Annotated in this window: 7 protein-coding genes; 5 read left to right on the top strand and 2 right to left on the bottom strand. The window is 69.4% G+C overall.

Annotated features, from left to right (window positions below; genetic code table 11):
• Positions 1 to 167 precede the first annotated feature (167 nt).
• Genes pdhA through E1298_RS37130 form a run of 3 tightly spaced genes read left to right on the top strand, consistent with a single transcriptional unit; the run spans position 168 to position 3,627 of the window.
• Positions 168 to 1,301 (top strand): pyruvate dehydrogenase (acetyl-transferring) E1 component subunit alpha, encoded by a 1,134-nt coding sequence (gene pdhA, locus E1298_RS37140; protein ID WP_131901821.1) that lies wholly within the window; start codon positions 168 to 170, stop codon positions 1,299 to 1,301.
• Positions 1,298 to 2,281, top strand: a complete 984-nt coding sequence (locus tag E1298_RS37135) for an alpha-ketoacid dehydrogenase subunit beta (protein WP_131901819.1) — start codon at positions 1,298 to 1,300, stop codon at positions 2,279 to 2,281. Before pdhA ends, E1298_RS37135 begins: the two co-directional genes overlap by 4 nt.
• Positions 2,282 to 2,286: 5 nt before the next feature.
• The gene (locus tag E1298_RS37130) at positions 2,287 to 3,627 is read left to right on the top strand and encodes a dihydrolipoamide acetyltransferase family protein (protein ID WP_131901817.1); all 1,341 of its coding nucleotides are present in this window, start codon (positions 2,287 to 2,289) and stop codon (positions 3,625 to 3,627) included.
• A gap of 86 nt (positions 3,628 to 3,713) precedes the next feature.
• On the opposite strand, the gene E1298_RS37125 is transcribed toward E1298_RS37130, so the two are convergent.
• Both E1298_RS37125 and E1298_RS37120 read right to left on the bottom strand, forming a co-directional pair.
• A complete protein-coding gene (locus tag E1298_RS37125; RefSeq protein WP_131901815.1) occupies positions 3,714 to 5,291 on the bottom strand; it encodes an OmpA family protein in 1,578 nt (525 codons plus the stop codon).
• A gap of 156 nt (positions 5,292 to 5,447) precedes the next feature.
• Entirely contained in the window at positions 5,448 to 7,283 is a 1,836-nt protein-coding gene (locus E1298_RS37120; RefSeq protein WP_131901813.1) for an acyl-CoA dehydrogenase, read from the bottom strand.
• Between the two features lie 520 nt (positions 7,284 to 7,803).
• Between E1298_RS37120 and E1298_RS37115 the strand changes: the two genes are divergently transcribed.
• Together E1298_RS37115 and E1298_RS37110 are read left to right on the top strand one after the other, a co-directional pair.
• Positions 7,804 to 9,072, top strand: coding sequence for a glycosyltransferase family 2 protein (locus tag E1298_RS37115; RefSeq protein ID WP_207945069.1), 1,269 nt, complete (start codon positions 7,804 to 7,806; stop codon positions 9,070 to 9,072).
• Between the two features lies 1 nt (position 9,073).
• Positions 9,074 to 11,060 (top strand): right-handed parallel beta-helix repeat-containing protein (locus E1298_RS37110; RefSeq protein ID WP_131901809.1); only part of this gene is annotated, 1,987 nt, incomplete at its 3' end.

Here is an 11,060-nt window from a genome sequence, read left to right as displayed (position 1 = left end):
GGGGGTTGGGGGCGGGGTAGGAGGGCGGTGGAGGACTTGCATCGCAGGGTGTGATGTCTGCCACCATGGTGTTAGCGGCTTTTGTCCCTTACCGGGGCTCGGAGGCCGCTGACACCGGCCGGCGTGCGGCGATCCCGTGTACCGGCCCCGAACGAGGAGTGTCATCGATGACGATCGACTCCGTGCGCGGCGCACCAGACGCCCCCGAGCTCGCCGAGCCCGAGCTCGTCCAGTTGCTCACGCCCGAGGGGGAGCGCGTCGAGCATCCCGATTATCCCCTCGACCTGTCCGCTGAGGACGTGCGCGGACTGTACCGCGATTTGGTGATCGTACGGCGGATCGACCTGGAGGCGGTCGCGCTCACCCGGCAGGGGGAGCTCGGTCTTTGGGCGTCGCTGCTCGGCCAGGAGGCGGCGCAGATCGGGTCGGGACGTGCGCTGGGCGAGCACGACATGGTGTTTCCGACGTATCGGGAGCATGCCGTGGCGTGGTGCCGGGACGTGGATCCGCTGAGGCTGCTCGGGCTCTTCCGCGGGGTCAGTCATGGGGGGTGGGATCCCGCCGAGCACAAGTTCCACCTGTACACCATCGTGATCGGCAGCCAGACGTTGCACGCGACCGGGTACGCGATGGGCGTGCAGAGGGACGGTGTGCTGGGCACTCCGTCGGCCAGTGCCACGATCGCGTACTTCGGGGACGGGGCGACGTCGCAAGGGGACGTCAACGAGTCGTTCGTGTTCGCGTCGGTGTTCAACGCGCCGGTGGTGTTCTTCTGCCAGAACAATCAGTGGGCCATCTCGGAGCCGCTGGAGCGGCAGTCGAAGATTCCGCTGTTCAAGCGGGCGCAGGGGTACGGGTTCCCTGGGTTGCGGGTGGACGGGAACGATGTGTTCGCCTGCCTGGCCGTGACCCGCAGGGCGCTGGAGAACGCGCGGACGGGGCAGGGCCCGACCCTCATCGAGGCGTACACGTACCGGATGGGGGCGCACACCACGACGGACGATCCCACGCGGTATCGGCTGAAGGCCGAGGAGGAGGCGTGGAAGCTCAAGGATCCGATCGAGCGGGTCAAGGCGTACCTGGTGCGCGGTGACCTGGCGGACGCGGCGTTCTTCGAGGAGGTCGAGGCGGAGGCGAAGCAGGTGGCGAAGGAGCTGCGGGCGGGGTGCCTGGCGATGCCCGACCCGCAACCGCTGTCGATCTTCGAGAACGTGTACGCGGAGCGGCATCCGCTGATGACCGAGGAGCAGGAGCAGTTCGCCGCCTACCTGGCGTCGTTCGAGGAAGAGGAGTCGTCGTGACCGCGGAGACCCTGACGCTCGGCAAGGCGATGAACGAGGGCCTGCGCAGGGCCATGGAGAAGGACGCGAAGGTCCTCGTGATGGGCGAGGACGTCGGGAAGCTGGGCGGGGTCTTCCGCGTGACGGACGGCCTGCAGAAGGATTTCGGCGAGGAGCGGGTCATCGACACGCCGCTGGCCGAGTCGGGCATCGTCGGGACGGCGATCGGGCTGGCACTGCGGGGTTACCGGCCGGTCTGCGAGATCCAGTTCGACGGGTTCGTGTTCCCGGCGGCCGACCAGATCATCACGCAGCTCGCCAAGATGCACCTGCGGTCGCTGGGGAAGCTGTCGCTACCCGTGGTGATCCGGATTCCGTGCGGCGGCGGCATCGGCGCTGTGGAGCACCATTCGGAGTCGCCCGAGGCGTACTTCACGCACACGGCGGGCCTGCGGGTCGTGGCGTGTTCCAATCCGGTGGACGCGTTCGCGATGATCCAGCAGTCCATCGCGTCCCCGGATCCGGTGATCTTCTTCGAGCCGAAGCGGCGCTACTGGGAGCGCGCGGAGGTCGATGTCGACTCGACGGACTGGGCGCCTCTGCACGAGGCCAAGGTCGTCCGTCCCGGCGAGCACGTGACGGTTCTGGCGTATGGGCCGTCGGTGAAGACGTGCCTGGAGGCCGCCGTGGCGGCCGGTGAGGACGGACGGTCGCTGGAGGTCATCGACCTGCGGTCGCTCAACCCGCTCGACATCGGCGCGGTGGTGGAGTCGGTGGACCGGACGGGACGCTGCGTCGTCGTGCACGAGGCCCCGGTGTTCAATGGATACGGCGCCGAGCTGGCCGCGCGGATCACCGAGCGGTGCTTCTACCGGCTGGAGTCGCCGGTGCTGCGCGTCGGGGGCTTCTCCACGCCGTACCCGCCGTCGCGGGTCGAGGACCATTACCTGCCCGATCTCGACCGCATCCTGGACGCGGTCGACCGGACCTTCGCGTGGTGACGCCGGTGAGCCAGCCGAGACTGTTCAAACTCCCGGACGTGGGCGAGGGCCTGACGGAGGCCGAGATCGTCAAGTGGCACGTCCAGCCGGGGGACCGGGTCGACATCAACCAGACCATCGTCGAGATCGAGACGGCGAAGGCGATCGTGGAGCTGCCCTGCCCGTTCGAGGGCGTGGTGGCCGAGCTGCTGGTCACCGAGGGGCAGACCGTCGACGTCGGCGTGCCGATCATCTCGGTGGACGCCGAGGGCGAGGGCGGTGTGGCGACGCCGGTCTCCGAGCCGCCCGCGCAGGCCGCGGCGCTCAAAGAGGAGGGCGTGCCGTCGGTCAACGAGCCGGGCATGGTGTCGCCGGAGCAGCCCAAGCGCCAGCCCGTCCTCGTCGGGTACGGGGTCAAGGAGGGTGCCACCAAGCGTCGGGCTCGTAAGGGCTCCAACGGCGCCGCGGCCCCGGCCGCCGCTCCTGTGGCGCCCACTCGTCCACAGGCTGTGGATAACGTGCTGCCGCTGGCCAAGCCCCCGGTCCGCAAGATGGCCAAGGACCTCGGCGTGGACCTCGGCACCGTCGTCGGGACGGGGCCGCAGGGATCCATCACCAGGGACGACGTGCTCGCCGCCCAAGCCGCGCCGGCGGAGGGCGCGCGGGAGGAGCGGGTGCCGGTCAAGGGTGTGCGCAAGGCGACCGCGGCGGCGATGAGCGGGTCGGCGTTCACCGCTCCGCACGTCACCGAGTTCCTCCAGGTGGACGTCACGCGGACGATGGAGACCGTGCGGCGGCTCCGGGAGCTGCCCGAGTTCGCCGAGGTCAAGGTGTCCCCGCTGCTGCTGGTGGCGCGCGCGCTGCTCACGGCCGTGGCACGGAACCCGATGGCGAACGCCACGTGGGCGGACGGTCCGTCCGGTGCGGAGATCGTGGTCAAGCACTACGTGAACCTGGGCATCGCGGCGGCCACCGACCGGGGTCTGATCGTGCCGAAGGTCAAGAATGCGCAGGACCTGAGCCTGCCCGCTCTCGCGCGCGCGCTGAACGAGCTGACCGCCAAGGCGCGCGCGGGCAAGGCGTCTCCCGCCGATCTCTCGGACGGGACGATCACGATCACCAATGTGGGCGTGTTCGGTGTGGACACCGGGACGCCGATCATCACACCCGGCGAGGCGGCGATCCTGGCGTTCGGCCAGATCCGTGACATGCCGTGGGTGTATGAGGGGGAGCTGGCGATCCGGAAGGTCACCACGCTGTCGCTCTCGTTCGACCACCGCATCATCGATGGAGAGCTGGGGTCGCGGGTGCTCCGCGACGTCGGGGACATGCTGGAGGATCCGCTCCGCATGCTCGCCTGGGGCTGATTCCCGCCATCGGCGCGCAGGCCAGCGCGCGCGTCTGACCACAGGCGCGCGCGCTCGGCCGGCCGGGCGGTGGCGGTCAGAGCGGCTCAGGAGACCGGAACGTTGTTGACCTTGCCGAAGGGGCCGCCGTCGAAGACGACGGTGGACGGGTTCCCGGGCGGTGCGGGGATGTAGGCGAAGCCCCGCACTGGTTCGTTCACGGCCGTACGGAACGTGGCGAAGCCTGGGTCGACGTAGGGTGCGACGCCCTGTGCGTCCAAGGTGCTGATGCGGACGGCACGGTACACGTCCTTGCCGCCGGGGACGAGGACGGAGAACGAGGTGAACACGCCGCCCGGGTAGTCCTTGTGGGCGTAGTCGGCGGTCGGTGGCGTCGCTCCAGGCCCCTCGTTGACGATGTCGAACACGGCGACGATGTAGGCGCCGTCCCGGTAGAAGGGTTTGACGTCCAGGCGCCGCTTGTCCTTGCCGAACCGGCCGTAGCGGCTGGCCACCTTGGCTCCGTCCTGGGGACGGAACGCAGCGGGGGCGATGGTGCTGCCGCGCCCGCCGGCGGGCGGGGTGGTGGTGCCGGTGCCGCCAGGTGTCTGCTGCTTGACCTGGTAGGAGATCTGGACGCGGCGGTTGCGGGCGCGGGCCTTGGCGTCGTCCGGACCGCCCTCCTTGGCGATCGGCTCAGCCTCGCCCTTGCCTTGCGCGGAGTAGGTGTAGGAGCCGCCAAGGCGGGTCTTCATTTCCTTCATGACGGCCTCGGCGCGGTCCTTGGACAGCTTGAGGTTGTCGGTGTCGCTGCCCTTGCTGTCGGTGTGCCCGTTGAAGGTGAGCGCCCGTTTGGCGGGGTCGGTGTTCTGCTTGATCTCCTGCGCGGCCTGGTCGAGGACGGACTTGGCGCGGCTCGACAGCTTGGCCGAGTCGACCGCGAACAGCACGTCCGTGCGGAGGTTGACCGTCACGTCGGAGCCGCCGGACGTGACGTCTTTGACCTCGCCCTCGGTGATGTCGTACAGGTCGGCGGGGTTCGTCCCGTTAATGGGCGGGACTGCGCCGTTCACGCCAGGCGTGCCGGATGGCGAGCCTGGAGCGCTCGGCGATGAGCTAGGCGTGCCCGGCGACGAGCCAGGGGCGCCGCCGGTGCCGGTGACGGGGACGCCGGTGAATTCCCCCGCCGTGCCGGTCGTGAGCACGGTGAGCTTGGTGACGTCCTGGGGGACGAGCGGGAACTCGGTCGCCATCTCGCGGGCGGCGTTCGGCTGGAACTGCTCTCCCGCCTGGCCGCCCGAGGATGTCTGCCGGTAGAGCTTGCGGGCGACCGGGTCCAGAAGCCGGACGGTGAACGGCACCGTCTTGGGGGCCGTGTCCATCGAGATGACGGTGTAGCGCAGCACCGACTTGCCCGCCTGCCGCTCGACACCCTTGATCTGGACACGGGCGTGCAGGGCGTTCGAGGTGCCGAACCAGCCTTCCTTGGACAAGACACTGGCGGCCTGCACGGTCGGGCTGGGGCTCGGGCCGTTCCCTTTGACGGTCGGCGGATCGCTCTTCTCCGCCCGCGAGGAGTCCGCGCAGCCTGCGGCGAGCAGCAGCGCGGCGAGGGAGACGGCAACAGGGACGGCGCCGTACACGCGGTGGCAGCCATGCACGCGGAGGGATCGTCCGGCCGGCATCGGCTCTCCGGTTCGCTCAGGGAGGCGGGGGGTACGCGGCCCACAGTAGTGACCCGGGCGCGCGGACGCAGCGGCCCCTGCCACGCTGGGCGGCGGGGGCCGCTCCTCACCAGTTCCGCGGGGGGCGGAGCGTCCGGAAAGGGTCTGGCGGACGGGTCAGAACGCCTCTTCGGGCAGCTCCATCACGTCCAGGTTCGTGGCCTCGGTGATGGCGCGGTCGGCCGCCAGGCGCGGCAGGACGGTCTGGCAGAAGAACTGCGCGGCGGCGACCTTGCCGGTGTAGAACGCCTTGTCGGAGCCGGAGACGTCCCCGCCGCCGAGCTTGGCCAGGGCGAGCTCGGCCTGGCGGCACAGCAGCCAGGCGACGATCAGGTCGCCGAGGCCCAGCAGCAGCCGGGACGAGCTGAGGCCGACCTTGTAGAGCTCCTTGGGGTTCTCCATGGAAGCGAGCGCCCACCCGACCATCGGGTCGAGCATGCCCTGCACGTCGTCCAGGCCCTTGGCCAGCAGCGCGCGCTCGTTCTTGAGACGGCCGTTGCCTGCGTCGCTCTCGGCGAACGCCCGGATCTCGCCGCACAGCACCTTCAGGGCTTCGCCGTTGTCCCGCAGGATCTTGCGGAAGAACAGGTCCTGCCCCTGGATGGCGGTGGTGCCCTCGTACAGAGTGTCGATCTTGGAGTCCCGGATGTACTGCTCGATCGGGTACTCCTGCAAGAAGCCCGAGCCGCCGAGGGTCTGCAGCGACTCCGCGCCGAGCAGGGCGTAGGCGCGCTCGGAGCCGAAGCCCTTCACGATCGGCAGCAGCAGGTCGTTGATCTTCTCTGCCCGCTCGTCCTTGCGGCCCTCGTGCTCGGCGATCTGCACGGCGTCCTGGTAGGACGCGGTGAGCAGCACCAGCGCCCGCATGCCCTCGGCGTAGGACTTCTGCGTCATCAGGCTGCGCCGGACGTCCGGGTGGTGCGTGATCGTCACGCGGGGGGCGGCCTTGTCGGTCATCCTGGTCATGTCGGCGCCCTGCACGCGCTCCTTGGCGTACTCCAGCGCGTTGAGGTAGCCGGTGGACAGGGTGGCGATGGCCTTGGTGCCGACCATCATCCGGGCGTACTCGATGACGAGGAACATCTGCCGGATGCCCTGGTGCACGTCGCCCACGAGGTAGCCGACGGCCGGGTGCTTCTCGCCGAGGGTGAGCTCGCAGGTCGTGGAGACCTTGAGGCCCATCTTCTTCTCGACGCCCGTGACGTAGGCGCCGTTGCGCTCGCCCAGTTCGCCCGTCTCCACGTCCACCAGGTACTTGGGGACGAGGAACATCGACAGTCCCTTGGTGCCGGGACCGGCGCCCTGGGGGCGGGCCAGCACCAGATGGAAGATGTTCTCGGCCATGTCGTGCTCGGCCGAGGTGATGAAGCGCTTGACGCCCTCGATGTGCCAGGTGCCGTCGGGCTGCTGGACGGCCTTGGCGCGTCCGGCGCCGACGTCGGAGCCCGCGTCGGGCTCGGTCAGCACCATCGTGGCGCCCCACTGCCGCTCAAGGGCCAGCTCGGCGAACCTCTTCTGCTCGGGCGTTCCGATGTGCCACAGGATCTGGGCGAAGCCGGGGCCGGAGGCGAACATGTAGACGGCCGGGTTGGCGCCCAGTACCTGCTCGGCGACCGCCCAGGTGAGGGAGCGGGGGGCACCGCTGCCGCCGAACGCGGGGGAAAGGTCAAGGCGGTACCACTCCGCGTCCATCCACGCCTTGAACGACCTCTTGAAGCCCTCGGGCATCGTCACGGTGCCCGAGGCCGGGTCGAACTTCGGCGGGTTGCGGTCGGCGTCCTCGAAGGACTCGGCCAGCGGACCCTCGGCGAGCCGGTTCACCTCTTCCAGGATGCTGCGCGCGGTGTCCTCGTCCAGTTCCGCGTACGGGCCGCTGCCGAGGAGGTCCTGGCGCCTGAACACCTCGAAGAGGTTGAACTCCAGGTCCCGGAGGTTGCTCTTGTAGTGCCCCATTCGAGACTCCGTTTAGTCCAGCGGCGACCGGCGGGTCCCGCGCCTTTTACTGATCAGTAACTCCACACCATGCTACCCGCTGGTAACCAGTGGCAACCACCCAAAACCAGGCGAGTTACGGGACGCACGCCACACCTACGCCGCCTACCGGCATCGATGGTGACACACCTCACATGCCTTCCGCCTCGCCCCTACCCTTCAGTATTAAAAAACGGATACGGACTGACAAATAGCCCTTTTCGCCATATACACCTCAGTCAACTTGTTGTCGGGAGTTTCGGAAGCATGTCCGCCGGGCGTCCGGGATGTGACGTACAGCCCGATCCTCCCTGCTTTCCGGCTGAACCCTTGACTTGCCACAAGCCACCCGATAACGCGGAAAACCGTCCCTGAGCTGGGGACTTGCGTGGCCGGATCCGGCCTCTTCGGACCGATCATGGCGTCGGGTCCCCCTTTACTTGTGGGGGGCAGGAGACGGCGATTCCCTCCCCGGGCTCGTCTTGATAAAGGGAGGACCGAATTGTCATCTGTCACGGGGTGGCTGAGCGACGCCTGGGAGTCGATCTCGGAGGCGGCGGCCGGGGGCGACTGGCGCAGGTTCGTCCCGCTGGGCTTCGCGGGGCTGCTGGTGTGGGGTCTCTGGCTCTACCGGATCGTCCTGTCCCGGATGGACAAGCCCGTGGTCAACACCTTCCGGACGACCGTGTCGGTCGTGGTCCCGTCGTACCGCGAAGACCCGGAGATCCTCGTCCGGTGCCTGGAGAGCTGGCTCGCCCAGAACCCGTCCGAGGTCATCATCGTGATCGACATCGGCGACGCCGAGGGCCACCGCAGGCTCGCCAAGATCATGGACCCGCGTCTGCAGGTGCTGGTCTACGAGCACTCCGGCAAGCGGTCCGCGCTCGGCGTCGGGATCCGCGCCGCGCGCGGCGAGATCGTGGTGTTCGCCGACTCCGACACCTGGTGGAGGCCCGGCCTGCTGGACGCCGTCCAGATGCCCTTCGAGGATCCCCAGGTCGGCGGCGTCGGCACGCAGCAGAACGTCTACCAGCGCGAGACGAGCGTGTGGCGGCGCATCGCCGACTGGCTGGTCAACCTGCGCTACTACGACTACGTGCCCGCGATGGGCTCCAAGGGCGGCGTCGCGTGCCTGTCCGGACGTACCGCCGCGTACCGCCGCTCGGCGATCCTGCCGGTGGTGGAGAACCTGGAGAACGAGTTCTTCCTCGGCCGCCGCTGCGTCGCCGGTGACGACGGCCGCCTCACCTGGCTGACCCTGTCGCAGGGCTACAAGACCGTGCACCAGTCGTCGGCGCAGGCGGTCTCAATGTTTCCCGACTCGTTCCGCGCGTTCTTCAAGCAGCGGATCCGCTGGAGCCGCAACTCCTACCGCTGCTACCTCACCGCCCTGTGGAAGGGCTGGCTGTGGAGGACGCCGTTCGTCACCAAGGTGACCGTCCTGCAGATCCTGCTGACCCCCGTCACCATGGGCGTCACCCTCGCCTACCTGATCTTCAGCCGGATCCTGGACAACCTGCACCCGCTGGGCATCGCGCTGGCGATCGGCTGGGTCCTGTTCGGACGGGGCGTGCGCGGCTACTCCCACCTCAAGCGGCATCCCGGCGAGATCCTCCTGCTGCCGCTGACCGCGCTGGTCATCATCGGGATCTCCCTGCCGATCAAGCTGTACGCGTTCGTGACCATGAACAAGCAGGGCTGGCTGACCCGCTCGTCCGACCAGATCGGTGGCGCCGGGCAGAGCGCGAGCTCACTCCAGGAAGTGGCGTGACGTGACCCGTCCGACATCCCGTGCCGGAGCCCGCCGCATCGTCGCGGCGGTGCCGGCGGCCGCCTTCGGACTCGCCTCACTGCCGCTGCCGGCGAACGCGACGGCACGCCCCGTCCAAGCCGATCTGCGGGCCACCCGGACGGCCGCCCAAGTCCCGGTCATCCCGGGGGGCGACGCGGCCGGACGGCAGGCGGCGCTGGTCGACCGGGAAGACCAGCGGATCATGCAGACACGGTCCGTCCTGGCCGCGATCCTGCAGATCGGCGGGAAGGCCACCGCGCAGTGGAAGCGGCCGCAGATCTTCGGCTCCAGCCAGGGCAAGACGCTGGTCCTGCCTCCGGTGAGCGGCGGCAGGCCGTACACGGTGGCCGACCTGCGGCGGTACGGGGGCCGGTACTTCCAGCGGCTTCCGGACGGCTCGTACCTGCTCGGCGTCCACGTGTACGTGGCGGACGGCGCCGGGCTGCTGCTGTCCGACCCGTCCGGCCCGCTCGTGATCCGGATGGGCAGCGTGCCGGGGGCGTTCAGCTCGATCGTGAGCTTCGGCGGAAAGGTCAGGATCGAGGGCACCCGGCGCCATCCCGTGCGCATCACCAGTTGGAACCCGCGGACGCGGACGTCCGACACCGAGGTCGCCGACGGACGCGCCTACCTGCGCGCGGTCGGCGGCGAGTTCCGGATGAGGCACGCCCACGTCTCACATCTCGGCTTCTGGAGCGGACGGACGGGCGGGATCGCGCTGACCGGCACCGACCGTCCGGCGAGCGCGGGCAAGCACGTCAACAAGGAGCAGCGGCACGCCAACAAGAAGAAGCGGCTGGAGGAGCGCGGCGGCGCGTCCGGCGGCGGCCCGGGCGACATCGAGATCGAGCGGCCGGGCGGCACCGCGACGCATGTGCCCGCCGCCGACCTGGTCACCGGCTCCATCGACGCCAGCGTGATCAGCGGGAACGCGTTCGGGCTGTTCGTGTCGGGCTCCGACCAGACGCAGGTCACCAACACCAGGATCGTGAACAGTCTCGCCCACGGGCTCGTCATGCACCGGTTCGCCAAGAACGCGAACATCTCCCGCACGACGGTCACCGGAAGCCGCGGCGACGGGTTCGTGCTGTCCCGGGCCACCGAGAAGGTCCGGGTCACCGACTGCACGTCCGAGCGGAACGGCCACAACGGCTTCACCGTCAACGGTCAGGCGCTGGCACACGGGCCTTCGGCGTCCGGCGAGTCGCTGGAGAGCTTCGGCGACAGCTCGATCAACAGCAGCCGGGCCCGGAACAACGGCCACTATGGCATCGAGTTGCTCGGCGGCGACAAGCTGTCCGTTCAGAACAGCCAGGTCATCGGCGGCGACATGGGCATCGTGGTCCGCTCGGGCGCCACCGACGTGCAGATCTCCGGCAACCGCCTGTCGAACCAGGTACGCCAGGGCATCTCGCTCCGGGACGGCGTGCGGAGGGCGAGCCTCGCCGGCAACACCGTGGACGGCGCCCGCACGGGCATCTACCTCCGCGACGCCTCGGGGACCCTCATCGGGAACGTCGTCAAGGGCGCGACCGCGCACGGCATCGCCCTGCACGGCGCGGCAGGCGGTTCGCAGATCCGCGACAACAGCCTGAGCGGCTCGGGCACCAGCGCGGTGAGCACGTCCCGCTCCCAGGGCAAGGTCACCAAGGAGAACAACGACACCGACGGCTGGCACGACACGGCCTCGCTGTGGATGAAGGCCCGGCGCTACATGACGCCACTGAACGTCATCTGGGCATGCGTGTTCGCCGTCGTCATCGTCTCCATGCTCCGCTCCCGCAACAACGGCTCGCGCACCACCCGCACCGCAACCGCCACACCCGACCCCGGCCGCGCCAGACTCGGCGCACCCAGCGCACACGCCAAACCGGGAGCGCACGGCGCACCCAGCGCGCGCGGAGAGCACGGTATCGGTCGGGGCACGCGCGGTGGATCGGGTGGGCACGACGCGTCCGGGGGGCGTG

Source organism: Actinomadura rubrisoli (assembly GCF_004349215.1).
GTDB lineage: Bacteria > Actinomycetota > Actinomycetes > Streptosporangiales > Streptosporangiaceae > Spirillospora > Spirillospora rubrisoli.
This window is presented reverse-complemented; position numbering and strand designations above follow the sequence as displayed.

Coding starts and splice junctions, on each gene's coding strand:
- E1298_RS37120 (WP_131901813.1), bottom strand. CDS start 7,283: ATGGGGCACTACAAGAGCAACCTCCGGGACCTGGAGTTCAACCTCTTC.
- pdhA (WP_131901821.1), top strand. CDS start 168: ATGACGATCGACTCCGTGCGCGGCGCACCAGACGCCCCCGAGCTCGCC.
- E1298_RS37125 (WP_131901815.1), bottom strand. CDS start 5,291: ATGCCGGCCGGACGATCCCTCCGCGTGCATGGCTGCCACCGCGTGTAC.